This is a genomic window from Limibacillus sp. (assembly GCA_037379885.1).
Taxonomy (GTDB): Bacteria; Pseudomonadota; Alphaproteobacteria; order Kiloniellales; family CECT-8803; genus JARRJC01.
Genome location: JARRJC010000013.1, coordinates 12,232 through 35,441 on the forward strand (window position 1 = coordinate 12,232; position 23,210 = coordinate 35,441).

Annotated in this window: 20 protein-coding genes and 1 tRNA gene; 6 read left to right on the forward strand and 15 right to left on the reverse strand. The window is 65.1% G+C overall.

The window, feature by feature from the left end; translation table 11 throughout:
* Positions 1 to 37: 37 nt before the first annotated feature.
* The 3 genes from mgtE to P8X75_06175 all read right to left on the reverse strand — a co-directional run bounded on the left by mgtE (position 38) and on the right by P8X75_06175 (position 4,051).
* Positions 38 to 1,471: a magnesium transporter gene (mgtE, locus tag P8X75_06165; GenBank protein ID MEJ1994788.1), complete on the reverse strand. Its 1,434-nt coding sequence runs from the start codon at positions 1,469 to 1,471 to the stop codon at positions 38 to 40.
* 68 nt (positions 1,472 to 1,539) lie between these two features.
* Entirely contained in the window at positions 1,540 to 3,822 is a 2,283-nt protein-coding gene (locus P8X75_06170; GenBank protein ID MEJ1994789.1) for an NADP-dependent malic enzyme, read from the reverse strand.
* 142 nt (positions 3,823 to 3,964) lie between these two features.
* Positions 3,965 to 4,051, reverse strand: a tRNA-Leu gene (locus tag P8X75_06175).
* Positions 4,052 to 4,136: 85 nt separating this feature from the next.
* Here P8X75_06175 and lipB point away from each other — a divergent pair.
* Positions 4,137 to 4,817 (forward strand): lipoyl(octanoyl) transferase LipB, encoded by a 681-nt coding sequence (lipB, locus tag P8X75_06180; GenBank protein MEJ1994790.1) that lies wholly within the window; start codon positions 4,137 to 4,139, stop codon positions 4,815 to 4,817.
* Between the two features lie 7 nt (positions 4,818 to 4,824).
* Here the strand turns inward: lipB and P8X75_06185 are convergent, their stop codons facing one another.
* Together P8X75_06185 and P8X75_06190 are read right to left on the reverse strand one after the other, a co-directional pair.
* The gene (locus P8X75_06185) at positions 4,825 to 5,064 is read right to left on the reverse strand and encodes a YdcH family protein (GenBank protein ID MEJ1994791.1); all 240 of its coding nucleotides are present in this window, start codon (positions 5,062 to 5,064) and stop codon (positions 4,825 to 4,827) included.
* Between the two features lie 77 nt (positions 5,065 to 5,141).
* Positions 5,142 to 6,758, reverse strand: a complete 1,617-nt coding sequence (locus P8X75_06190; protein MEJ1994792.1) for an NAD(P)/FAD-dependent oxidoreductase — start codon at positions 6,756 to 6,758, stop codon at positions 5,142 to 5,144.
* Between the two features lie 172 nt (positions 6,759 to 6,930).
* Between P8X75_06190 and P8X75_06195 the strand changes: the two genes are divergently transcribed.
* Positions 6,931 to 8,124, forward strand: a complete 1,194-nt coding sequence (locus P8X75_06195) for a GNAT family N-acetyltransferase (protein MEJ1994793.1) — start codon at positions 6,931 to 6,933, stop codon at positions 8,122 to 8,124.
* A gap of 25 nt (positions 8,125 to 8,149) precedes the next feature.
* Here P8X75_06195 and clpA read toward each other — a convergent pair whose 3' ends face one another.
* The 3 genes from clpA to P8X75_06210 all read right to left on the reverse strand — a co-directional run bounded on the left by clpA (position 8,150) and on the right by P8X75_06210 (position 11,653).
* A complete protein-coding gene (clpA, locus tag P8X75_06200; GenBank protein ID MEJ1994794.1) occupies positions 8,150 to 10,453 on the reverse strand; it encodes an ATP-dependent Clp protease ATP-binding subunit ClpA in 2,304 nt (767 codons plus the stop codon).
* A gap of 33 nt (positions 10,454 to 10,486) precedes the next feature.
* A complete protein-coding gene (gene clpS, locus P8X75_06205; protein ID MEJ1994795.1) occupies positions 10,487 to 10,837 on the reverse strand; it encodes an ATP-dependent Clp protease adapter ClpS in 351 nt (116 codons plus the stop codon).
* A 279-nt stretch (positions 10,838 to 11,116) separates the two neighbouring features.
* On the reverse strand, positions 11,117 to 11,653 hold the full coding sequence (locus P8X75_06210; protein MEJ1994796.1) for a phasin family protein: 537 nt from the start codon (positions 11,651 to 11,653) through the stop codon (positions 11,117 to 11,119).
* A 419-nt stretch (positions 11,654 to 12,072) separates the two neighbouring features.
* Between P8X75_06210 and P8X75_06215 the strand changes: the two genes are divergently transcribed.
* Positions 12,073 to 13,389: a D-alanyl-D-alanine carboxypeptidase gene (locus P8X75_06215; protein MEJ1994797.1), complete on the forward strand. Its 1,317-nt coding sequence runs from the start codon at positions 12,073 to 12,075 to the stop codon at positions 13,387 to 13,389.
* Between the two features lie 16 nt (positions 13,390 to 13,405).
* Positions 13,406 to 13,885, forward strand: coding sequence for a GNAT family N-acetyltransferase (locus P8X75_06220; protein MEJ1994798.1), 480 nt, complete (start codon positions 13,406 to 13,408; stop codon positions 13,883 to 13,885).
* A gap of 11 nt (positions 13,886 to 13,896) precedes the next feature.
* Here P8X75_06220 and P8X75_06225 read toward each other — a convergent pair whose 3' ends face one another.
* From P8X75_06225 to P8X75_06255, 7 genes are all read right to left on the reverse strand, one after another.
* A complete protein-coding gene (locus tag P8X75_06225; protein MEJ1994799.1) occupies positions 13,897 to 15,279 on the reverse strand; it encodes a phosphomannomutase/phosphoglucomutase in 1,383 nt (460 codons plus the stop codon).
* Between the two features lie 39 nt (positions 15,280 to 15,318).
* On the reverse strand, positions 15,319 to 16,644 hold the full coding sequence (locus P8X75_06230; protein ID MEJ1994800.1) for a UDP-glucose/GDP-mannose dehydrogenase family protein: 1,326 nt from the start codon (positions 16,642 to 16,644) through the stop codon (positions 15,319 to 15,321).
* A 36-nt stretch (positions 16,645 to 16,680) separates the two neighbouring features.
* A complete protein-coding gene (galU, locus tag P8X75_06235; GenBank protein MEJ1994801.1) occupies positions 16,681 to 17,556 on the reverse strand; it encodes a UTP--glucose-1-phosphate uridylyltransferase GalU in 876 nt (291 codons plus the stop codon).
* A gap of 110 nt (positions 17,557 to 17,666) precedes the next feature.
* Positions 17,667 to 18,422 carry a DnaJ domain-containing protein gene (locus P8X75_06240; GenBank protein MEJ1994802.1) on the reverse strand — a complete coding sequence of 252 codons (756 nt, stop codon included), beginning with the start codon at positions 18,420 to 18,422 and terminating at the stop codon, positions 17,667 to 17,669.
* A gap of 25 nt (positions 18,423 to 18,447) precedes the next feature.
* Positions 18,448 to 19,158 carry a VWA domain-containing protein gene (locus P8X75_06245; GenBank protein MEJ1994803.1) on the reverse strand — a complete coding sequence of 237 codons (711 nt, stop codon included), beginning with the start codon at positions 19,156 to 19,158 and terminating at the stop codon, positions 18,448 to 18,450.
* A gap of 65 nt (positions 19,159 to 19,223) precedes the next feature.
* A complete protein-coding gene (locus tag P8X75_06250) occupies positions 19,224 to 20,081 on the reverse strand; it encodes a division plane positioning ATPase MipZ (protein MEJ1994804.1) in 858 nt (285 codons plus the stop codon).
* 156 nt (positions 20,082 to 20,237) lie between these two features.
* Positions 20,238 to 21,008, reverse strand: coding sequence for a pyrroline-5-carboxylate reductase dimerization domain-containing protein (locus P8X75_06255; protein ID MEJ1994805.1), 771 nt, complete (start codon positions 21,006 to 21,008; stop codon positions 20,238 to 20,240).
* Between the two features lie 128 nt (positions 21,009 to 21,136).
* Between P8X75_06255 and P8X75_06260 the strand changes: the two genes are divergently transcribed.
* Both P8X75_06260 and P8X75_06265 read left to right on the forward strand, forming a co-directional pair.
* Positions 21,137 to 21,745, forward strand: coding sequence for a 2-hydroxychromene-2-carboxylate isomerase (locus P8X75_06260; GenBank protein MEJ1994806.1), 609 nt, complete (start codon positions 21,137 to 21,139; stop codon positions 21,743 to 21,745).
* A 100-nt stretch (positions 21,746 to 21,845) separates the two neighbouring features.
* Complete coding sequence (locus P8X75_06265) at positions 21,846 to 23,027, forward strand: iron-containing alcohol dehydrogenase (GenBank protein ID MEJ1994807.1); 1,182 nt, start codon at positions 21,846 to 21,848, stop codon at positions 23,025 to 23,027.
* Positions 23,028 to 23,210: the final 183 nt, after the last annotated feature.

Genomic DNA, 23,210 nt, shown 5'->3' on the forward strand with positions numbered 1-23,210 from the left:
CTTGGAGCGGAGGGTCTCACGGCTCGCCGGGGAAATGCTAGAGCAAGACCAGCGCGGCCAACCCCAGGAATGCGAAGAAGCCGACCACGTCCGTCACGGTGGTCAAGAAGACCCCTGACGCTACCGCCGGGTCCACCTTGAAGCGTTCCAGCGTCAGGGGGATCAAGGTTCCGAAAGCCGCCGCCACGATCAGGTTCACGATCATGGCTATGCCGATGATCAAGCCGATCAGGTGATCGTCGAACCAAAGCCAGGCGATGGTCCCCATCAGAATCGCAAAGACGACGCCGTTGAAGCCGCCGACCAGCAGTTCCTTGCCAACGAACCGCAGCGCGTTCCAGGGACCGAGGTCCTTCATGGCCATGGCGCGCACGGCGACGGTCAGTGTCTGGGTGCCGGCGTTGCCCCCCATGGAGGCGACGATGGGCATCAGCACCGCCAGCGCCACCACCCGCTCGATCGTGGTCTCGAAGAGACCGATCACGAGCGAGGCGAGAATGGCAGTCCCAAGGTTCACGAAAAGCCAGGTAAAGCGCGACTTCGCCGTGTCGATGATTGCCTGGTAGAGGTCGGTCTCGCCGACACCGGCCATGCGCAGCATGTCCTCGTCGGCCTCTTCATGAATGACGTGCACGATGTCGTCCACCGTGATGGTGCCCACCAGACGCCCGGCATCGTCGACCACGGGGGCCGAGGCCAGGCCATACTGGCGGAAGAGGTAGGCCACCTCCTCCTGGTCCATGGTCAGGGGGACGGAGTGCATCTCCCCCTCTTCGATCAGTTCGTAGATCCGTTCGGGCCGCCTGGCGCCGATGGCGCGGCTCAGGGGCACCATCCCGAGCGGCTTGTGCTTTGGGTTAACCACATAGAGGTCGTAGAAGATGTCGGGCAGGTCCTCCGCGGCGCGCAGGTAGTCGATGGTTTGACCGATGGTCCAGGTCTGCGGCACGGCCACGAACTCGCGCGCCATGAGGCGTCCGGCGGAGTCCTCGGGATAGCTGAGGCCCTCTTGCAGGATGTGCCGATAGGCGAAGGGCAGCTTGGCCAGAATGCGGCTCTGCGAGTCTTCTTCCAGGTCCTCGAAAATCTCGACCGCGTCGTCCGAATCCAGGTCCATGAGGACACGGGCGAGGTTCTCCGGCCCCAGCTGCTCGATCACCTCCTCGCGGACGGTGGGCTCCAGGTGGCTGAGGATTTCCGGGTCGATGTGCGCACCCAGAATCTGCACCAGCAGCGCGCGCTCCTCGCCGACGCAGATTTCCAGAATATCGGCGACGTCAGCGGGGTGAAGGACGGCAAGTAGCGACTCGACCTGGGGAACGTCGCCCTGGTCGAGCGCTTCGCGCACGGCCTCGATGGTCTCGTCGGGTAGGCCTGCGTCCTCGGGGTTGGGCGGCGGCGGATCTTCCTGCGCGTCAGCCGGCTTCTTCTCAGCCGCTTCCTGATCTCCCTCGGGAGGACGCTCAACCATCTATTCCTTCGCCTCCCTTGGTTCTTCGCCCTTGCCGGTGCCGCTCAGTTCCGCCATCGCGGCCGTTCTCAGTCCGCTGCCGCCTTGGCGCGTTCCTGCGCATCGACGCAGGCAACCGCCGTCATGTTGAGGACGCCGCGCGCCGTCACCGAAGCGGTCAAAACATGCGCCGGCATCGCAGTGCCCAGCATGATCGGGCCCACCGGAAGGCCGTCCCCCAACACCTTCAAGAGGTTAAAGGAGATGTTGGCGGCGTCCAAGGTCGGCATGATCAGCAGATTCGCCGAGCCCTTCAAGCGGGAGGACGGCAAGGCGCGTTGGCGCGTCGCCTCATCGATGGCGGAGTCGGCATGCATCTCGCCATCCACCTCCAATTCGGGATGCTCGGCGTGGAGCCGCGCCACAGCGGCGCGCATGCGCTTGGCCGTCTCGCTGGTGGATGACCCGAAGTTCGCGTGAGAGACTAGCGCCACCTTCGGCTCGATGCCGAAACGCCGGACCGCTGCCGCCGCCATCAAGGTCATTTCCACCAGATCGTCGACGGAGTGTTCCTTGTTGACGTAGGTGTCGCAGAGGAAATAGGTGCCCTTGGCCAGGATCAGCAGGCTCATGGCCGCGAAGTCCACCGCCTCCGGCGCCAGGCCGATGATCTGGCGGATGTGCTCCACGTGACGCGGGAAGCGGCCCTCAACGCCACAGATCATGGCGTCGGCGTCGCCGCGCCGCACGGCAATGCCCGCGATCACGCTGTTGCGCGTGCGCACCACGGTCCGGGCCACGTCGGGCGTGACGCCGCGCCGCTCCATGATCTCGTGGTAGGTGGTCCAGTATTCCTTGTAGCGGCGGTCGTTCTCGGGGTTGATCACCTCGACATCCTTGGAGAGGTCGAGGCGCAGCCCCAGACGTTCGACCCGGTTCTCGATGACCTCGGGCCGCCCGACCAGAATCGGCCGCGCGATGCCCTCGTCGAGCGCCGACTGCACGGCGCGCAGGACACGCTCGTCCTCGCCTTCGGCATAGATCACCCGCTTGGGGTCCTTGCGCGCCTGATCGAAGACCGGCTTCATCACCAGACCCGAGCGGAACACGAACTCGCTCAGCTTCTGGCGGTAGGCATCGAAATCCTCGATGGGGCGCGTCGCGACGCCGCTGTCCATGGCCGCCTTGGCGACGCAGGGCGCGAGTTCGACCAGGAGACGCGGGTCGAAGGGCCGCGGGATCAGGTATTCCGGCCCGAAGCTCCTGGTCTCGCCGTAGGCGCGCACCACGACTTCCGAGGGCTCCGCCATGGCGAGGTCCGCCAGCGCCTTCACGCAGGCGAGCTTCATCTCCTCGTTGATGGTGGTGGCCCCGACATCGAGGGCGCCCCGGAAGATGAAGGGAAAACAGAGCACATTGTTGACCTGATTGGGATAGTCCGAGCGGCCGGAACAGATGATCGCGTCGGGGCGCACGGCCTTGGCTTCCTCGGGCAGGATTTCCGGCACCGGGTTGGCCAGCGCCATGATGATCGGCGCGGAGGCCATCTTCTGCACCATCTCGGGCTTCAACACGCCCGGCGCGGAGAGGCCGAGGAAGACATCCGCGCCCTCGATCACCTCGCCCAGCGTGCGCTTGTCGCTCTTCTGGGCGTAGGCGCCCTTCCAGGGGTCCATCTGCTCTTCGCGGCCCTCATAGACCAGACCCACGATGTCCGTGACCCAGATGTTCTCCCGCGAGATGCCCATGGCGACCATCAGGTTGAGGCAGGCGATGGCCGCCGCCCCGGCGCCGGAGGTCACCACCTTCACCTCGTTGGCGTTCTTGCCGACCATGCGAAGGCCGTTGTAGATCGCAGCCGCCACGATGATCGCCGTGCCGTGCTGATCGTCGTGGAACACCGGGATGTTCATGCGCTTGCGCAGCTTCTGCTCGATCTCGAAGCACTCAGGCGCCTTGATGTCTTCCAGGTTTATGCCGCCGAAGGTCGGCTCCAGCGCGGCCACGACATCGACGAAACGCTCCGGGTCCAAGGCGTCCACTTCGATATCGAAGACGTCGATGTTGGCGAACTTCTTGAAGAGGACCGCCTTGCCCTCCATCACCGGCTTGGACGCCAGGGGCCCGATCGGGCCAAGGCCCAGCACCGCGGTGCCGTTGGTGATCACACCCACCAGATTGGCGCGCGCAGTCACGCTCGCGGCTTCCTGAGGATCTTGAACGATCAGGTTGCAGGCTTCGGCGACGCCAGGCGAATAGGCGAGCGCCAGATCGGACTGGTTGGCCAGCGGCTTGGTCGCGCTGATCTCCAGCTTTCCCGGTGTCGGATGCTGGTGATAGAAAAGCGCGGCTTCCCGGAAATCCTTTGGCACTGTCTCGCCCCTCCCCTCGGGTTCTTCTTTTCTCGACACGCCCTATCTTGCCCGCTTCGCTAGTGAGGTCAAACGAAAGCCCCAAGACGCAAAAAGGGCCTGCCGCTTTCGAAGCCGGCAGGCCCTTTTTGAGAAAAGAATTTGGTGCGGTCGAGAAGACTCGAACTTCCACCCCATTTCTGGGACAGCGACCTCAACGCTGCGCGTCTACCAATTCCGCCACGACCGCATGGGGATGCTTGCCAAAGCAGGGGCAAGACTTATGGTGGGAGGGGAATAGCAAAAGCCCTTAGTGATTTCAAGCTGATCAGGGTATGGCCGACACTTTATTTGAAAGCAAGCCGGAAGCCCCGGAATCGAGCGGTCTGAGCGCGGTCGAGTGGCGCTGGAGCGAGGGGCTTGTCGCCTACCCCGACGCGCTCGCCTTCATGGAGCGCCGCGTGGCGGAAATCCGCGAGGGTACGGCCCCGGAATGCGTCTGGCTGCTGGAGCACCCGCCGCTCTACACCGCCGGGACCTCGGCGCGGGCGGAAGACCTGCTGGACGCCCGCTTCCCGGTCTACGACGCCGGGCGCGGCGGGCAGTACACCTACCACGGGCCCGGCCAGCGCGTTGCCTATGTGATGCTGGACCTGAAGCGGCGCGAACCCGATGTGCGGCGCTTCGTGCAGAACCTTGAAGAATGGGTCATCCGCGCCCTCGCCCGCTTCAACGTGGAGGGACAGCGGCGAGAGGGCCGCGTCGGCATCTGGGTCGACCGGGGCGACGGGCGCGAGGACAAGATCGCGGCCATCGGCGTGCGCTTGCGCCGCTGGGTCAGCTTCCACGGCATCTCGATCAACCTGGAGCCGGACCTGAGCCACTTCGGCGGCATCGTGCCCTGCGGCATCAAGGAGCACGGGGTGACATCGCTCGTCGACCTGGGCCTGCCCGTGACGATGGCGGATCTGGATCAGGCGCTCCAGCAGACCTTCGAGGAGGCCTTCGAGGCCTAACCTATTCTCAGGCGCCCTGGAGCATCGCGAAGAGCTCGTCCTTCAGGCGCAGGCGCTTCTTCTTCAGGTCCTCGGCCACCTCATCCGACACGGCCTCGATCTCCGCCTCGATGCGGTGAATCTCCCGGTTCAGGCGGTGATACTCCTCGCTCAGCCGTTGAAAGTGGCTGTCGCTGCCTTTCAGTTCATGAATGCGGGCCCGGAACTCGGGAAACTCGTCCTGCAGCTCGTGCGGGGTGTGGGTCATGGGGGCGCTCCTCCGGCTCTCCTCGTTTCGATCGAGAGGACCCTAGAGCGCCGCCGTCACGACCGCCTTGAGATGGATCAAGCCGCCAGGCCCCCGCGCCGCGCGTCCTTCAGGATCGCCGCCGCCGCATGGTGGCCAGGAAGCCCGGACACCCCGCCGCCCGGATGAGCGCCGGAGCCGCAGAGATAGAGGCCCGGCAACGGCATGCGGTAGTCGGCGTAGCCCGCCGCAGGACGCAGGCTGTAGATCTGGTCCAGATGCAGGGCGCCGTGGAAGATGTCTCCGCCGAGCAGCCCCAAGTCCCGCTCCAGGTCCAGCGGCGACTTCACCTGACGGCCCACCACCGCCTGCTTGAAGTTGGGCGCCACCTCGTTCACCCGGTCGATGATCAGGTCGGCCACCTCCTCCTTCACTTCATCCCAGGAACGTCCTCCGGGAAGCTCCGGATTGAAGTGCTGGCAGAAGAGGCTGGCGACATGCTGGCCCTCGGGCGCAAGGCTGTCGTCCAGGGTCGAGGGTATGCACATGGAGACGATGGGCCGCTTTGCCCATCCGGTCGTCCGGGCATCGTCGTAGGCCGCTTGAATGTAGTCGAGGGAGGGGCAGATGTTGATGGTGCCGCTGAGATAGGCCTGCGGCTTTTCCGCGCCCTCCAGCGAGGTGAAGCGCGGCATCTCGGAAAGCGCCACGTTCATCCGGAAACTGCCCGAGCGGTTGCGCCAGCCGCCGATGCGGCGCTTGAAGTCCGCGGGCAAGAGCGTCTCGTCCACCATGCCGGAGAAGAGCAGCTTGGGATTGAGGTTGGAGGCCACGGCCTTGGCGCGGATCGTCCGCCCGTCCTCCAGCACCACGCCGACCGCCCGGCCCTTTTCGGTCAGGACTTCGCGCACCGGCGCGTCGGTCTCGATCTCCACGTTGTAGGCCGCGCAGGAACGCTCCAGCGCCTTGGCGATCGAGCCCATCCCGCCGCGCGCGTGGCCCCATGCGCCGTCGCGCCCATGGGCCTGTCCGATGGAATGATGCAGCAGCACATAGGCCGAGCCCTGGGCGTAGGGCCCCACGAAATTGCCGATCACGCCCTCGAAACCAAAATCGCCCTTTATCGGGTCGCTCTCGAACCAGCGGTTCAGATAGTCGCCGATGGACATGGTCATGAGTTCGGCCAGCGCCGCCTGCTCCTTATCAGAGAGGTGACGCAGCCGGTTGCCGGTCTTCAGCGCGGTCCAGAGTTCCGGGAGACCGCCGCCGAGATTGGGCGGCGCTTCGTTGATCATGGCGCGCACGGCGAGGGAGAGCTTCTCCAGCAGATGTTCGAACTCGGGAAAAAGCTCCGCGTCCTTCTTGGAGAACTTGGCGATTTCCGCCTGAATCTCTTTTGGGTCGCGGCTCATGTAGAGGTGCTGGCCGTCCGGCAGGGCGTTGAAGGAGCCGCAGTGGCGATCCATTACTTCCAGCCCGTGGCGCTCCAACTCAAGGTCCTTGATGACCTTTGGGCTCAGCAGCGAGACCACGTAGGAGTAGACCGAATTGCGGAAGCCCGGATGGAACTCCTCCGTGCAGGCCGCGCCGCCCACCACCGGGCGCCGCTCCACGATCTTCACCTTAAGGCCGCCGCGCGCCAGATAGCCCGCGCAGGTCAGGCCGTTGTGGCCTCCGCCAATGATGACGACATCGGTCGTCTCGCTGCTGGTCATGTTCTTCCCTCAGTTCGAAAATCCTCACACCGACGGTAGGGTTAGAACAAGACCGGCAAATCGGCAAGCGTCCGGCCCTTTTTGAGCGCCGCGGCCTTTGCCTGGGCCCCTCGCCCGCCCATATCCTTCTCCAGGAGACCTTCACTCGAACCCTGCGAGGGAGCTCAGCGCCTTGCCCGACGGACGCGAACGCGACGACGCCATCAAGCTGACCGTGGCAAAGGGCATGGGCGATTTTCCTGCCGCCGAATGGGACGCTTGCGCTGGCGGCAACCCGACCCTCGCCCACGCCTTCCTCTCAGCCTTGGAAGACAGCGGGTCCGTGACGGCGGAGACCGGCTGGATGCCCCGTCACCTCGCGATCTGGAGCGAGAGCGAGCCCGGCCGGCTGCTCGCCGCCGCCCCGCTTTACGTAAAGAACCACTCCTACGGCGAGTACGTCTTCGACTGGGGCTGGGCCGACGCCTATGAAAGGGCCGGCGGGCGCTACTACCCGAAGCTCCAGTGCGCGGTGCCCTTCACGCCGGTGCCGGGCCGCCGCCTTCTGACCCGCGGCGACCTGAGGCCGGATGAGCCAAGCGTTCCAATCCTGGTGGATGCGCTCCTGGCCGGGATGGTTCAGCTCGGCGATCAGAACAAGCTCTCCTCTCTCCACGTCACCTTCTGCGGGCAGGAGGAATGGGAGATGGGCGGTGAGCTCGGCCTCTTGAAGCGCAAGGGCCTGCAGTACCACTGGCGGAACCAAGGCTATGGCAGCTTCGAGGATTTTCTGGCCGCCCTCGCCTCGCGCAAGCGCAAGAACCTCAAGAAGGAACGCGCCCGGGCGCTTTCAGGCGGGCTGGAGATCAGACGGCTGACCGGCGAGGACCTGAAGCCCGAACACTGGGACGCCTTTCACCGCTTCTACCTCTCGACCGTCGACAAGAAGTGGGCGCAGGCCTACCTGAACCGCGCCTTCTTCCAGCTCTTGGGGGAACGCATGGCCGACCGCGCTCTGCTGGTCATGGCCGAGATGGAGGGCCGGCCAGTGGCCGGTGCCCTCAACCTGATCGGCGAGGACGCCCTCTACGGACGCAACTGGGGGGCGCTGGCCGAGTTCGACAACCTGCACTTCGAGTGCTGCTACTATCAGGCCATCGAGTTCGCCATCGAGCGCGGCCTCGCCCGCGTCGAAGCGGGCGCGCAGGGCGAACACAAGATCCGCCGCGGCTACCTGCCGGTCGAGACCTACAGCCTGCATTGGATCGCCGACCCGGCCCTCGCCGAGCCCGTCGCCAATTTCGTCCGGCGTGAATCAGAGTCCATAGAAGAAGACGCCCGCCTGCTGATGGAGCACAGCCCCTACCGGCAGACGGGCGATTCTTGATGACCCGATGACGCGCTGAAGTTCTTTAGCGCACCTCGACCTTTTCCTTCTTCTTGCGGGACGGGCCGGGCTGGTCCTCTTGCAGCGAGAAGGCGGGCTTGTCGTCTTCGATGGTGACCGAGACCACGCCGCCCTTGGTCAGCTTGCCGAACAGCAGCTCCTCGGCCAGGGGCTTCTTGATGTGCTCCTGGATGACACGGGCCAGGGGGCGCGCGCCGTAGAGTTTGTCGTAGCCCTTCTCGGCCAGCCACTTGCGCGCCTCCTCGGAGAGGCTGATGGTCACGCCGCGGTCGGCTAGTTGCGCCTCCAGTTGCAGCACGAACTTGTCCACCACCTGCTCGACGATCTCGAGAGTGAGTCCGCCGAAGGGGATGACGGCGTCCAGGCGGTTGCGGAACTCCGGGGTGAACATGCGGTTGATGGCCTCTTCGTCCTCACCCTCGCGGTTCTCGCGGTTGAAGCCGATGGCCTTCTTGGTCATGTCCGACGCGCCGGCGTTGGTGGTCATGATCAGGATTACGTTGCGGAAGTCGACCGACTTGCCGTTGTGGTCCGTCAGCTTGCCGTAGTCCATGACCTGCAGCAGCACGTTGAAGAGGTCCGGATGGGCCTTCTCGATCTCGTCCAGCAGCAGCACGCAGTGCGGATGCTGATCGACGGCATCGGTCAGAAGACCGCCCTGATCGAATCCGACATAGCCCGGCGGCGCGCCGATCAGGCGCGAGATGGAGTGCCGCTCCATGTACTCCGACATGTCGAAGCGGGTGATCTCGATGCCGAGCGACGCCGCCAACTGGCGCGCGACCTCCGTCTTGCCGACGCCCGTGGGGCCGGAGAAGAGGTAGGAGCCAATGGGCTTTTCGGGTTCGCGCAGACCGGCGCGGGCCAGCTTGATCGCGGCGGAGAGCGCCGTGATCGCCTTGTCCTGGCCGAAGACCATGGTCCGCAAGTCGCGTTCCAGGTTCTTGAGCGCGGTCTTGTCGTCGTTCGAGACGGACTTGGGCGGGATGCGGGCGATCTTGGCGATAACCGCCTCCACTTCCTTGACGCCGATGGTCTTGCGGCGCTTGGAGGGCGGGCGCAGCCACTGGGAGGCGCCGACCTCGTCGATCACGTCGATCGCCTTATCCGGCAGCTTGCGGTCGCCGATGTAGCGCGCCGAGAGCTCTACGGCGGAGCGCAGCGCCTCGGCCGTGTAGCGCACGCTGTGATGCTTCTCGTAGTAGGGCTTGAGCCCGCGCAGGATCTTGACCGCGTCCTCGATGGAAGGCTCGACCACGTCGATCTTCTGGAAGCGCCGGACCAGGGCGCGGTCCTTCTCGAAGTAGTTGCGGTACTCCTTGTAGGTGGTCGACCCGATGCAGCGCAGCGAGCCGCTCTGCAAGGCGGGCTTCAAGAGGTTGGAGGCGTCCATGGCGCCGCCGGAGGTGGCGCCCGCCCCGATCACGGTGTGGATCTCGTCGATGAAGAGCACCGCGCCCTCGATGGAGTCGAGCTCGCTCAGGACGGCCTTCAGCCGCTCCTCGAAGTCGCCGCGATAGCGGGTCCCGGCCAGCAGCGCGCCCATGTCGAGCGAGAAGATGGTCGCGTCCTTCAGGACGTCGGGCACGCTCTGGTCGACGATGCGCTTGGCGAGCCCCTCGGCGATGGCGGTCTTGCCCACACCGGGGTCGCCCACGTAGAGCGGGTTGTTCTTCGTGCGGCGGCAGAGCACCTGGATGGTGCGCTCGATCTCGTGGTCGCGGCCGATCAGGGGATCGATGCGCCCGTCCGCGGCCTTCTTGTTCAGATCCACGCAGTAGGCGTCCAGCGCCTCATGCCCCTGGCGCACGACCTTCTCGGCCTCGGCGTCCTCGTCCGCGCCGCTCGGAGTCGCGCGGGCCTGGTCGGCGTCGCCGGTCTTGGCGATGCCATGGCTGATGTAGTTGACCGCATCCAGGCGGGTCATGTCCTGTTCCTGCAGGTAGTAGACCGCCTGGCTCTCCCGCTCGGAGAAGATCGCAACCAGGACGTTGGCGCCGGTCACCTCCTCCCGGCCCGAGGACTGGACATGAATGGCGGCGCGCTGCAAGACGCGGTGGAACCCGGCGGTCGGCTTGGGCTCGACCGCTTCCGGGGACACCAGCTTGGCGTGCTCGCTTTCGATGAACTCGGCCAGGTCCTCTCGGAGCTGGGCCAGTTCGACCCCGCAGGCCCGCAGCACCGCGATGGCGTCGCTGTCGTCGGTCAGCGCCAGCAGCAGATGTTCGAGCGTCGCATATTCGTGCTGGCGCTCACTGGCGTAGGCCATGGCGCGGTGCAGGGTCTGTTCCAAATTTGCTGACAGCATCTTCTCCGCTTCTCCTTTAATGGCCCGCGCCGGTTAGTCTTTCTCTAGCGTACACTGCAAGGGGTGCTGGTGTCGCCTGGCATAGTCGATGACCTGGGTGACTTTCGTTTCCGCGATCTCATAGGTGTAGACACCGCAGAGACCCACGCCGCGCCGGTGCACATGCAGCATGATCTGGGTCGCCTCTTCGCGTTGCTTGCCGAAGAAAGCCTCCAGCACGTGGACGACGAACTCCATGGGTGTGTAGTCGTCGTTCAGCATCAGGACCTTGTACATGGAAGGTTTTTTGGTCCTGGGCTTGGCCTTGATGACGACGCCGGTACCCGGCGAGCCGCCGGACCCCTTCTTGTCGTCGTCCTTGTCGCTCATCTTCACGTCGTTCATGGCCGCGCTTGTCTTGCCCGCTGGTTTGTTGGGTGCCGAGTCCCGCATATCGGTCACAGTATATCGGCTCAGTAATGATATTGGCATTAACGGCGCTGGGTGAAGCCCCCCTTCTTGGCAATTCGTGGGCAGGAGCGAGAAAACCGCCAGTCGGCCCCGAACCCCGAGCACAAAAAAACGGCCCGGCGGAAATGCCGGACCGTTCTTTGTCGGTTGCGGGTGCGCTCTTCGAAGGGAGGGGAAGGAGAGCGCCCCGCTCTTGACGAAACTGGTTTCGCGTTACGCGGCGACCGGCTTCATCATCTTCTCGACCGTGGTGTTCATGCGGGCCTGCAGGGGCTCGTAAGCCTCGTTGGCGACCTTCACGGACATCTCGGTGATCTTGGCGCTCTCGGCCATGACCTTGTCGAACTGGGTCTTGGTCATCTCGCTCTGCAGGTCAATGACCTCGCGGAGGGACTTGGCACCCATGATGGCCTTGGCGGCGGCGACCTGAGCCTCGAAGGCGGACTGGGTGAAAGCAACCCACTCCTTGCCGACCTGCTCGTAGCCCTTGGCGAGCTTGGTGTTGAAAGCGACAACGGCGTCGACGTTCTCCTTGGAGATCTCGGTCATCTCGTCGTAGCTCTTGAACATGGACTGAGAGGCCTTCTCGACCTGCTCCTTGGTCATGGCGACAGCCTGCTCATAGTTCTTGGTGGCGGCGTCGGTGCCAACCTTGACGAACTGCTCGACGGTCTCCTTACCGGCGGAAACAGCGTCCTCAACCGGCTTCATAACGTCGGCCTGCTTGGTGGTCTTTTTGGTCGTGGTCATGATCAAACTCCTTTGCCGATTGGACGGCTAGCTCTAACTGTTAGCGTATGCAGCATTCTTTTGTGCGCTGCAACATGACCGGAATATATGAAGCTCGCCCTCGGGTGTCAATATATTTTTGTGCACTGCACAATAAATTTTCCTGCGACGCGCCCGGAACCGGCCACCCTCACTGGAAACCTGCTTTTAACCTCTTGTCTTTACAGTTTTCTCATCCGAACAGCGAAACCCGGGGCACGGCGCTTGAATCCGCGTTCCGCAGCGGATAGCCGCACTGGATTGTTTACTGGACAGCGATTCGTGCGATCTGTAGAATCGTAGAAGATTCAAGGCCATTAGACGAAGAACTTAGGGGAACGCCTTTGCTGTGGCCGGGTAAGAAGCGGGATTTTGGGACCAAGGGGACACGCGGGGGATCCATGCAGAGCCGAACGCTTGCGCTCATCGCGGGATTGGTTTTCGCCGTTGCGCTGCTGGCAGCGCCGCAGACGGCGGATGCGCGCCGCTATGCAGCCATCGTCATCGACGCTGAAACCGGGGAGGTGCTCCACGCGGCCAACCCCGACCGTCAGGCCTACCCCGCCTCCATGACCAAGATGATGACGCTCTACATGCTGTTCGAGGCGATTGAGCAGGGCCGCTACACGCTGGACAGCAAGCTGAAGGTTTCGGCCCGCGCCGCGGGGATGCCGCCCTCGAAGCTGGGGCTTCGCGCAGGCTCCACCATCCGGGTCAAGGATGCGATCGGCGCCCTCGTCACCAAGTCGGCGAACGACGTCGCCGTGGTGGTGGCCGAGGCAATCGCCGGCAGCGAGTACAAGTTCGGCATCAAGGCGACAGAGAAGGCCCGCGAGCTGGGCATGAGCCGCACGGTGTTCCGAAACGCCTCGGGCCTGCCCGACCGCCATCAGCTCTCCACCGCGCGGGACATGGCGCGCCTGGGACAGGCGCTGATCCGTCATTATCCGCAGTACTACCACTTCTTCTCCCTCTCGCGGTTCAGCTACAACGGCAATACCTACCGCAACCACAACAAGCTGCTGGACAGCTATCCCGGCGTCGATGGCCTCAAGACGGGTTACATCCGCGCCTCCGGCTTCAACCTCGCAGCCTCCGCCGTGCGCAACGGCCGGCGTATCATCGCCGTGGTCTACGGCGGCAAGACCTCACGGTCGCGCAACGCCCACATGGTCGAGCTTTTGGACAGGGGCTTTTCCAAGATGGCCGTCGCCAAGCACATCCGCCCCGACGGACCGCCGCCTGAGAAGCCCCTGCTTCTGGCGTCGAACCAGATCCCGGCGGCCAGTCAGGCCGCCAGCCTCGGCACCAGCGACAGCGCGGCCAGCGAGCCCATGCCGATCAAGAAACCCGCCGTCCCGGCCGTGGTCCTCGACGGGGAGATCGTCTTGCCGCCCATCAGGCCCGACGAGGTCATTGGCCAGGGCGATGCCGATATGGAGTTGAGCGAGAGCCACGGTATCCAGGTCGGCGCCTTCAGCGATCCGGTCCGCGCGCAGACTGCGGCGGAACAGGCGATCAAGGCCGCGCCGGCCTATCTGGTCGGGCAAGCCGTGCGGATCAGCCAGATTCCCGGCCAGAGCACGCCGCTCTACCGGGCCCGTCTGATCGGGATGCAGCAGAGCGAGGCGGAAGCCGTCTGCCGCCTCTTCCGCCAGCAGCAGCGCCCCTGCATCGTGGTCCGGGCCGACCGGCTCGACCTCGCCTCTCTCAACTGATCACAAGTTCGTCCGCGTGACCGGTGGCGACACCCTCTCCTTCCGCTATGCAGGGGAAGAGGACATTCCGGCAATCGTGAAACTGCTTGCAGACGACGGCCTCGGCAAGACCCGCGAGCGGCCGGGCGAACCTCTGGACCCGAAGTACCTCGAAGGCTTCCGCGCCATGACCGCCCAGGGCGGCAATCAGACCTTGCTGGCGATAAAGGACCGAGAGGTCGTCGGCTGCCTGCAACTGACCTTCATCGCTGGCCTCTCGCGCCTCGGCACGCTGCGCGCCCAGATCGAAGCGGTCAGGGTTCGCGGCGACCAGCGCGGCAGCGGGGTCGGCAGGCTCTTGATGGAAGAGGCTTTGAAGCGCGCCCGCGAGGCCGGGTGCAGCCTCGTTCAACTGACCACCGACAAGCAGCGCGGCGACGCGCATCGCTTCTACGAGTCGCTCGGTTTCAAGGCCAGCCACATCGGCATGAAGCTGGAGTTGAAGTCTGAAGACTAGAAATCGGGCTCCTAGAAGTCCGGCGGCGTGACCCCGACCTGATTCAAGGTCTGGCGGACCGTTTCCTTAAGCGCCTCGAGCCCTTCCGCGCTTTCCGATTCGCAGCGCACCACCAGTACATCCTGCGTGTTCGAGGCGCGCAGCAGCCACCAGCCCTGTTCGGTCATGACCCTTACGCCGTCGATGTCCACCACCTCGGCCCCTGCCGCCTTCAGCTTCGCGGCGACCTCCTCCACGGCGGCGAACTTCCGCTCCTCGTTGCAGGGCACGCGCACCTCCGGCGTGTTGTGCAGCTTCGGCAGGCTCTCCCGGTACTCCTTGAGGCTCAGGCCGAGGTGCTTAAGGGCGCCGAGCAGGCGGATCGCCGCATAGAGCCCGTCGTCGAATCCGTAGAAGTGGTCGTTGAAGAAGAGATGGGCGCTCATCTCACCGGCGAAGGGCGAGCCCTCCTCCAGCATCTTCGACTTGATGACCGAATGGCCGGTCTTCCACATGATGGGGCGTCCGCCCGCCGCCTCGATGCCGTCGAACAGCACCTGGCTCGACTTCACGTCGGCGATGATCGGCGCGCCGGGATGATCGCGCAGCACGTCGCGCGCCAGCAGCAGCATCAACTGATCGCCCCAGATGATCTCCCCGTTCCGGTCCACGGCCCCGACCCGGTCGCCGTCACCGTCAAAGGCGATGCCGAGGTCGCAGCCCTCACCGGCAACCGCTTCTTGAAGCTGGATCAGGTTCTCGGCCACCGTGGGGTCCGGATGGTGATTGGGGAAGGTGCCGTCTATTTCTTCGTTCAGAAGGATGTGGCGGCCTGGCAGACGGTCGGTGACGCGCTTCATGGCCTCGCCCATCGCGCCGTTTCCGGCGTCCCAGGCGATGGTCAGGTCTTCCGGCCCGTCGAAGTCCTGAAGCAGCCGCTCGACATAGGCCTCCAGCACCGGCGTCTCGCTCTGCCTGCCCTCACCGCTTTCCAGGTCGCCCTCAGCGGAGAGGCGCCCCAGCTCCTGGATCTCCTCGCCGTACACTGACTTCTTCTGAAACAGCATTTTGAAGCCGTTGTAGTCCGGCGGATTGTGGGAGCCCGTCACCATGATCCCACCGTCGACCGGCAGGGTGAAGGCGGCGAAGTAGAGCATCGGCGTCGGGCCGCACTCGATCCGCACCACGTCGATGCCCGCTGCGCGCAAGCCTTCACTCAGGGCGTTGGCGAGACTGGGCGAGGAGAGGCGCCCGTCGTAGCCCACCGCAATGGCGCGGCCGCCCTTGCGGCGCGCCATGGAGCCGAAGGCGCGGCCCAGCGCCCGGGCGTCGGCCTCTGAGAGGGTTTTGCCGACCTGGCCCCGGATATCGTACTCGCGGAGGATCGTCGGGTTGAAACGGTAAGGTTCGCTCATGATTGCTCAGGCTCTCCGGTCTGCCGTTTGGTTTCTCATTCAGTCTTTTGTTCCGTCTGGCACGGGGCGTCCGATGGAGCTGTAACGGAATCCCGCCTCCAGCATGCTCGCCGTGTCATAGACGTTGCGCAGGTCGACGAAAACGGGCTCGCTCAGAAGCTTCTTGACCCGACCGAGATCCAAATTCCGGAAGGCGTTCCATTCGGTCACGATCGCCAGCGCGTCGGCGCCCTCCATCGCTTCATAGGCGTCCTCGCAGTAGGTGACGCCCTCCAGCAGCTTCGCGGCCTCCTCCATGCCCTCCGGATCGAACGCCCGGACCTTGGCGCCCGCCGCCTGCAAGGCCGGGACGATCTCCAGGCTGGGCGCTTCGCGCATGTCGTCGGTGTTGGGCTTGAAGGTGAGGCCCAGCAAAGCGATGGTCTTGCCCTCGACCGATCCGCCGCAGGCTTCGACGATCCGGCGGGCCATCTGCTTCTTGCGGCGGTCGTTGACCGCGACCGTGGTCTCCACCAAGTCGATCGGCGCGCCGAAATCCTGAGCCGTCTTGACCAGGGCAAGGGTGTCCTTGGGGAAGCAGGAGCCACCATACCCCGGCCCGGCGTGCAGGAACTTGCGCCCGATGCGCCCGTCGAGGCCGATGCCCTTGGCGACGTCCTGGACGTTCGCGCCCACCTGTTCGCAAAGATCGGCGATCTCGTTGATGAAGGTGATCTTCATGGCGAGAAAGGCGTTGGCGGCGTACTTGGTCAGCTCCGCGGTTTCCAGCGAGGTATGCAGGATCGGCTTTTCGATCAGATAGAGAGGCCGGTAGAGCTGGGACATGGCCTCGGCGGCGCGTTCGGAGTCGGACCCGATGACGACGCGGTCCGGGCGCATGAAGTCACCGATCGCCGACCCCTCGCGCAGGAACTCCGGGTTGGAGACCACGTCGAAGCTGCCCTCCGGCGCGACCTCGCTCAGAATGTCGTGGACCTTGCGACCGGTCCCGACCGGCACGGTCGACTTGGTGACCACGACGGTATAACCGCTCATGGCGCGGCCGATCTCCCGCGCGGCCTCATAGACATAGGTCAGGTCGGCATGGCCGTCGCCGCGTCTGCTCGGCGTGCCAACGGCGATGAAGACGATGTCGGCGGCTGCGACCGCCGATGCCAGATCAGTGGTGAAGGTCAGCCGCCCGGCGCTCGCGTTGGTCTGCACGAGGTTCTCCAATCCCGGTTCGAAGATTGGGATCTCGCCTTTCTCCAGCCGCGCGATCTTGCCCGCGTCCTTGTCGACGCAGGTCACCTGGGTGCCGAATTCCGAAAAGCAGGCGCCGGACACGAGCCCGACATACCCTGTGCCGATCATGGCGACGCGCATCTATACCCCCTTCGCTTCCCGCGACCCGGTCAGGTGCTATGCGCCGGTGACACGGGACAGGATCCCGGGCAGCGCATCGCGGATTTCCTCATGCTCGCTGGCGTAGGCCAGGGTGGCCTCCACGAAACCGGCCTTGGAGCCACAGTCATACCGAGTTCCTTCGAAGCGGTAGCCGTTGAAAGCCACGCGGTCCAGCGTGCGAGCCATGGCGTCGGTCAATTGGATTTCGCCGCCGGCGCCCGCCTCCTGCGAGCCGAGTTCTTTCATCACGGCGGGCTGCAGGATGTAACGCCCGATGATCGAGAGCGTGGAGGGCGCATCCTCCGGCTTTGGTTTTTCCACCAGGCCCTTTGCGCGGGCCAGACGCCCGTCGTCCTCGACCACGTCCAGGATGCCGTAGCGCGAGGTATGTTCGCGCGGCACTTCCATCGCGGCGACGAGGTTCCCGCCAACCTCGCCCCAGAGATCGACCATCTGCTTCAGGCAGGGCGTGTCCGATTTCACCAGGTCGTCAGCCAGGAGCACCGCGAAGGGCTCGTCGCCAATCACGTTGCGTGCGCACCAGACGGCGTGGCCCAGGCCCAACGGCTCTTGCTGGCGGATGTAGGCCACCTGCCCCGGCTCCAACAGCATCTCCTTGGTCAGCGCCAACATTTCGTGCTTGCCGCGCTCGGCCAGGGTCTCCTGGAGTTCGTATGAGTGGTCGAAGTGATCCTCGATCGCCCCCTTGCCTCGGCCCGTGATGAAGATGAACTCCTCAATGCCCGCGGCCTTGGCCTCTTCAACCGCGTACTGGATCAGCGGCTTGTCGACGATGGGCAGCATTTCCTTGGGCATGGATTTGGTGGCGGGCAGGAAACGGGTGCCGAGGCCGCCGACGGGAAAGATGGCTTTGCGGAGGGCTTTTGTCATTTTTCCTTCATTTCTGCCGTTTTGCGGGGGCCTAGCTTGCACCCTATTGGCTTAGAGAGGCCGCCCGCAAAATGCAAGCACGCCGGGCGGCGTTGCTCCGGGCGGCGTTTCTAATGACCCAGCAGCACCGCCTTGGCTTCGTTGATGCGCGCGGCCAGGTAGTCGGATCCGCCATGATCGGGATGGACCTGGCGCATCAGCCGCCGGTGAGCAGCCTTGATGTCGGACTCAGTTGCGCCCTCGGAAAGCCCCAGCACGGCCAGCGCCTCTTCACGGTCCATCGTGCCTGAGCTCCTCGCTGCGCCGCCACCCGATTCGCTCCCCTGGCGCCCGCGGCGCTCCCGGCTCGCGACTTCGTCCTCGGCGTCTAGACGCGCGCGCCAATCCTCCTCGCGTGTGCGGTCGAGGTAGGCTTCGAGGACGGCGAGCGAATCCGCATCGGCCTCTGCGCAGTAGCGCCAGAGCTCCAATAATTCGGCCAGGGAAAGCTCGCTCAGCACGCGGCCCTCGTAGGGACCCTCCAGCACCTCGCCTTCCATAAGGCCGCTGTCATGATCCAGGGTCATGCGGAGGACCCGGGTGTTGACGCTGGAACTCTGACCTTTGGAGCCGCCGCGCGCGGCTTTATAGCGCCGCCAGAAGGACGGCGCCTGTAGCAGGAAGGGAAGAAGCAAGGGCGCGAAGTAGAGGGCGAGTTGGTAGCGCTTCAGGAAGACCATCACCAGCACGCCGCAGAGCGCGATGATGCCGATGGTCCAGAGCAGAGTCTTCTTGATCGTCCCCGGGGGAGCCTGGGCGAACCAGCGGAGCAGCAGCGCCCCGCCCACCAAAAGGCAGATCGCGAGGAAGACGTACGCCAGAACCATACTCTTGTCCCCTGCCCCGGTCCGTTTAGGAACGCATCTGGTGGGTCAGCTTCAGCACCGCCCCGCCGCGCTCGTTCGAGAAATCGCTGAGCGCCCGCCTGCCGCCCGCGGCGTAGACCGCGACGGCGGAAAGCAGGTCGCGCAGCTCCTTGGCGCTGCGCGCGTCGAAGCTGCAACAGGCGCCGCCGGAAAGGCGGGCGATCTGCTGAAAGGCGCCTTGAGCGACCGGGTCGGCGCCCTCGTGAAACAGGAAGCACGGCAGGCCCTTCAGCCCCAGCTTGCCCGCCAGATGGCCGAGCCGGTCGATGTCCTCCTCCATGGCGTCGCCGATGAACACCAGCGCGCCCACGCGTTTCTTGTCGGTCTCCTTGAGGGCGTGGTTCAGGAGCTTTGCGATCTGAGTGCGCCCGGCCAGGCAGTGCACCGCCGTCATGCGGCGCAGCAGTCCTTTGCCGTCCTTCTCCCACCCGCTGGCCTTGAACTCGCCAAAGCCGCGGTAGTAGGCGAGTTGCACTTCCAGCCCGCCAAGCTTGGAGGTGGCGTCGAACATCTCGGCCTGAATGTTCATGGCGCTGTCCCAGGAATGCTGGCGGGACGCCGTGGCGTCGAGCGCGAAGATCAGACGTCCGCGCCCCTGACCCTCGCCACGCGGCGCCAGGGTTTGCACCTTGGTCAGGAATTCAGAGACCTCCGACTTGCTGGAAGCGCCTTCCGGCAGCTTTGACTTTCCGCTCATGCTCTCCCTTTAAGCGCCTCTAAGTCCGGCGCTTTCCATTACCCCTAGAGAGATAGTGTAGCGGGTCAGCCGGTTCCAGTCTGTGGCTCCAGCTCACGCTCGGCCAGACCGAGTTCGTCCAGGAGCAGCCGCACCTCCTGACGGGCGGCCAGATGGCTCATGGTCAGGTTCACGCCCGCCCCATTCTCGCGCAGGTCCAGAAGGGTCAGGCCCTTGGGGAAAAGCTCGCGGAAGATCACGCGCTCGCCGAAGCCCGGCATCAAACGGAAACCGATTCGGCGGGAGAGTTCGCCCAGCAGGCGGCCCACGGTGCGCTTGTTGCGCGCGTCCAGGTGCGCCAGGCGGTTGCGCATCACGATCCAGTCAACCGGGGGAAGGTTCATGCGTGCGCGCATCTGCCGCTGCTCCCAGACCATCTGGCTGTAAACGCTGGGGCCCAGGATCCGCTTTCCCTCCCGGTCGATCTTGGCGAGCACGTCGAGGTCGAGGAAGGAGTCGTTGAGCGGCGTGATCAGGATGTCCGCATGCATGTGGCCGAGCCGCGAGAGGTAGGAGTCGCTGCCGGGCGTGTCGATGATGATGGCGTCGCTACCGGCCATGGACTGCATGACCTGCTCCATCACCTGACGCTCTTCGGCCTCCGCATCGTCGCGGTTGGGCAACTGCGAGCGGTAGACCCGCGCATGGCGCGGCAAGGGCAGGCGAAGGCCGGTTTCCTTGACGAAGGCCTCCCGGTTCTCGACCAGCCGCGACAGCGTGCCCTGCCGGGCGTCGAGATCGATGGTGCCCACCTTGCGGCCCTGGCGCAGCAGGGCTACGGCGAGGTGAATGGCGGTCGTCGACTTGCCCGACCCGCCCTTCTCGTTGCCTAGGACGAAAATCTGCGGACCGCCCGCCTTCTTCGTCATGGCCGCTTCGTCCATTCCCGCTTTCTCCCTCGGCGAAGGCCGCGCAGCGCCTATCGCGCGTCTTCGACCCTGTTTTGCGACTCGAACCTCTCCAGAAGAGTCTACGCGAGGCGCGCTAGGCTAGCACCCCCTTTGCTGCGGGGTATCTTCCGCATCCGACAGAGCCCGGCGCTAGCCTTCGTATTCCTTGCGGATGCGCTCCAGCGCGGCGCGCCAGGGGTCGAAGGCCCTGCCGTCGCGCAGGGTTTCCAGCCCCTTGAGCGTAAAGCTGCCCGGCGAGGCGATCTCCTCGTAGATGTCCTGCACTGAGCGGGTGCCGTCTTCCAGCGCCGTGGTGCCCGCGGCCCGGAAGGTCTGGGCGACGTGGCGGCGGGCGACCTCCGGGGGCAGCCCGACCTCCTCGCTCCACTTGGCGATCTCGTCGACCAGGGCGATCAGCCATCCGTAGGTGCAGCCATGGACCGCCAGGCGGTCGAAGACGCTCTCCTCCTCGACCACGGAAACGCTGCCGAGGGGGGCGAGGAGTGCCTCCGCCTCGCCGTCCGGCGGGAAGAGCCCCACCGGGCTCTCCGCGAAGGCGCAGGCGGTCACCGGCATGCAGCGCACGACCCGCGCCGGGGCGACCAGCGCCGAGAGCGCCTCCATACCGACCCCCGCGATGACGGAAATCGCGAGCTGCCCCTCGCGCCAGGGCAGGCCCTTGTAGGCCTCCTCGACCTGTCCGGGCCGCACGCCGAGCAGGACCACGTCGCTGTCGCGCACGACCGTTTCGTTTTTGTCCATGATCTCCGCGCCGCAGGTATCGGCGAGGCGCGCTGCGACCTTGGCGCCGCGGGGAGACAGCAGGAAGCGTGGCCGCGCGCCCTCCGGCAGACGCGCCCAGCCTTCGACCATGGCCCCTGTCATGTGTCCGACGCCGACAACCCCCAAGTTCGTCACCACCTTTGCCTCCTGTCTGTTCACTCGTTGGGAAAGCTGGGAAAAATCCCCTGCCTCCACCGCATCCTTCGCGTTACCCTACGGGCCGCAGGACGCTATCACAGCAGAATACCGGGAGGAAAAGAGACGAAATGGCCAAGACCGTGGACTACTATCTCTCGCTGGTGTCGCCCTGGACCTACCTGGGCAGCAAGCGCCTGAAGCAGATCGTGGACGCCAAGGGCGCCACCCTGCGGGTCAAGCCGGTGAGCCTCGCCATGATCTTTCCGGAATCGGGTGGCCTCCCGCTGCCCAAGCGGGCCCCGCAGCGCCAGGCCTACCGCCTGGTGGAGCTGGAGCGCTGGTCGAAGTTCTTGAACGAGCCGATCGCGATCCATCCCGCGTACTTCCCGGCCGACGAGCGCTTGGCCGCCTACTGCGTCATCGCGACAGCCGACGCGAGCGAAGGCGGAGAGGCCAGCGAGGCCTGTTATCAGCTTTCCCACGCCATCCTGCGCGCCGTCTGGGCCGAAGAACGCAACATCGCCGATGAGGACACCCTCGCCGCCATTCTCGGCGACTGCGGGCTGGATGCCTCCGCCATCCTTACCGCGGCAAAGCAGCCTGAGATGGAGGAGCGCTACAAGGCGCTCAGCAAGGAAGCGCTGGAGGCCGGCGTGTTCGGATCGCCCTCTTATGTCGTGGAGGGAGAGATCTTCTGGGGTCAGGACCGCCTGGATTTCCTGGAACGCGCGCTCTGATACGCAAGACGCCTTGCGCGGCGGCGCGAGCGGTGCCAAGAAATGCGGGCCTGAAAACACGTCACATGATCCCGCCCGCCTGCCAAGGAGCCGCCGCGCCATGAGCTTCGATCCTCAGAGCCTGACCGCCAACTGGAGCTATCCGACCCAAATCCGCTTTGGCGTGGGGCGCATCGCGGAACTGCCGCGCGCGCTCGCCAGCCTCGGCGTGAAGCGCCCGCTGCTGGTTACCGACCCCGGGCTTGCGGAGCTGCCGATGGTTCGCGACGCGCTGGCGCTCTGCGAGGATGACGGCTGCTCGGCCGTGCTCTTCGCGCACATCAAGCCGAACCCAACGGGCACGAACCTGGAAGACGGCCTCGCCGTGTACCGCGAGAACGGCTGCGACGGCGTGATCGCCTTTGGCGGCGGGTCGGGGATCGACGCCGCCAAGGCAATCGCCTTCATGTCCGGCCAGACCCGTTCGGTCTGGGAGTTCGAGGACCGCGGCTCCAACTGGAAGGCGGCGGACCCTGAGGGTATCGCCCCCATCGTGGCGGTGCCCACGACCGCCGGGACCGGCTCGGAAGTCGGCCGCGCCTCCGTCCTGGTGGATGAGAGCGACCACACCAAGAAGATCATCTTCCATCCGAAGATGCTGCCCTCCATCGTGATCTCGGACCCGGCCCTGACCCTGGGTCTGCCGCCCAAGCTGACGGCGGCGACCGGCATGGACGCTTTGGCCCACTGCCTGGAGGGCTATTGCTCGCCCTTCTTCCATCCACTGTCCGAGGGCATCGCCGTTGAGGGCACGCGGCTGGTGAAGGAGTTCCTGCCCCGCGCCACCGCCGACGGTCAGGACATCGAAGCGCGCGCGCACATGCTGATCGCGGCCTCCATGGGCGCCACAGCATTCCAGAAGGGCCTGGGCGCGGTGCACGCGCTCAGCCATCCGGTGGGCGCGCTCTACGACACCCACCACGGCCTGACCAACGCCGTCTTCATGCCCTATGTCCTGGCCTTCAACCGGAAGGCCATCGAACCCAAGCTGGAGCGCCTGGCGGCCTTCATCGGCCTCGACCAGCCGACCTTCGGCGGCTTCATGGACTGGATGCTGTCCCTGCGAGAGCAGCTCGGCATCCCCCACCGCCTCGGCGATATCGGCGTCGACGACGCGCGCCTCGACGAGATCGCGGCCATGGCCGTGGTCGATCCCTCAGCGGGCGGCAATCCCATTCCGCTGGACGAGCAGAACTGCCGCGAAATGCTGGAAGCTTCGCTTGAAGGCCGGGTGGGCTTCTGACCGCCGGATAAGTTTCTGTCGTTTGAGGCGGGCTTTTCGAAGCATTCGAGAAGCCCGCAACTCTTTGATAACGCTTCCTTTCTTTCTTGGCGCACTCATCATTTTGTGATTGCGCGCTCGCCTCCTGAGCACCGATCTTTTACAGCAGATGGTCTGCTTTCCAGACCGAAAGCAGCGCTCATC

What these genes read in the sequence shown, in the direction of transcription:
- mgtE (MEJ1994788.1), bottom strand. Translation starts at nt 1,471, where the DNA reads ATGGTTGAGCGTCCTCCCGAGGGAGATCAGGAAGCGGCTGAGAAGAAG.
- lipB (MEJ1994790.1), top strand. Translation starts at nt 4,137, where the DNA reads ATGGCCGACACTTTATTTGAAAGCAAGCCGGAAGCCCCGGAATCGAGC.
- P8X75_06185 (MEJ1994791.1), bottom strand. Translation starts at nt 5,064, where the DNA reads ATGACCCACACCCCGCACGAGCTGCAGGACGAGTTTCCCGAGTTCCGG.
- P8X75_06190 (MEJ1994792.1), bottom strand. Translation starts at nt 6,758, where the DNA reads ATGACCAGCAGCGAGACGACCGATGTCGTCATCATTGGCGGAGGCCAC.
- clpA (MEJ1994794.1), bottom strand. Translation starts at nt 10,453, where the DNA reads ATGCTGTCAGCAAATTTGGAACAGACCCTGCACCGCGCCATGGCCTAC.
- clpS (MEJ1994795.1), bottom strand. Translation starts at nt 10,837, where the DNA reads ATGAACGACGTGAAGATGAGCGACAAGGACGACGACAAGAAGGGGTCC.
- P8X75_06210 (MEJ1994796.1), bottom strand. Translation starts at nt 11,653, where the DNA reads ATGACCACGACCAAAAAGACCACCAAGCAGGCCGACGTTATGAAGCCG.
- P8X75_06215 (MEJ1994797.1), top strand. Translation starts at nt 12,073, where the DNA reads ATGCAGAGCCGAACGCTTGCGCTCATCGCGGGATTGGTTTTCGCCGTT.
- P8X75_06225 (MEJ1994799.1), bottom strand. Translation starts at nt 15,279, where the DNA reads ATGAGCGAACCTTACCGTTTCAACCCGACGATCCTCCGCGAGTACGAT.
- P8X75_06230 (MEJ1994800.1), bottom strand. Translation starts at nt 16,644, where the DNA reads ATGCGCGTCGCCATGATCGGCACAGGGTATGTCGGGCTCGTGTCCGGC.
- galU (MEJ1994801.1), bottom strand. Translation starts at nt 17,556, where the DNA reads ATGACAAAAGCCCTCCGCAAAGCCATCTTTCCCGTCGGCGGCCTCGGC.
- P8X75_06240 (MEJ1994802.1), bottom strand. Translation starts at nt 18,422, where the DNA reads ATGGTTCTGGCGTACGTCTTCCTCGCGATCTGCCTTTTGGTGGGCGGG.
- P8X75_06245 (MEJ1994803.1), bottom strand. Translation starts at nt 19,158, where the DNA reads ATGAGCGGAAAGTCAAAGCTGCCGGAAGGCGCTTCCAGCAAGTCGGAG.
- P8X75_06250 (MEJ1994804.1), bottom strand. Translation starts at nt 20,081, where the DNA reads ATGGACGAAGCGGCCATGACGAAGAAGGCGGGCGGTCCGCAGATTTTC.
- P8X75_06260 (MEJ1994806.1), top strand. Translation starts at nt 21,137, where the DNA reads ATGGCCAAGACCGTGGACTACTATCTCTCGCTGGTGTCGCCCTGGACC.
- P8X75_06265 (MEJ1994807.1), top strand. Translation starts at nt 21,846, where the DNA reads ATGAGCTTCGATCCTCAGAGCCTGACCGCCAACTGGAGCTATCCGACC.